A 275-nucleotide genomic window follows, 5' to 3' on the forward strand; every position below is an offset into this window, starting at 1 on the left:
TGTACTTCCAGAGGGTGAGTACTGCGACGGCGGGGAGCACCACGGGGAGGTAGAAGATCGTCCGGAAGACCCGGACACCACGGAGGCCGCGGTTGACGAGCACGGCGAGGAACAGTCCTGCGATCATCGACGCGGGCACGGTCAGGAGCACGTAGTAGGCGGTCGCACCGAGGGAGGGCCAGAACACCGGGTCTTTGGTGAACATGTAGGCGTAGTTGTCGAGGCCGTTCCAGATGGCTGGCGTCAGGCCGTTCCACTTCGTGAACGAGTGGTAC

Annotated in this window: 1 protein-coding gene; it reads right to left on the bottom strand. The window is 63.3% G+C overall.

The genetic code is table 11. The features are described from left to right. Positions 1-275: carbohydrate ABC transporter permease (locus tag SB719_RS19905; protein ID WP_412159701.1), on the bottom strand; the 275-nt coding region annotated here is incomplete at both ends.

Source organism: Pantoea sp. SIMBA_079, from assembly GCF_046940275.1.
Lineage (GTDB): Bacteria > Pseudomonadota > Gammaproteobacteria > Enterobacterales > Enterobacteriaceae > Pantoea > Pantoea borealis.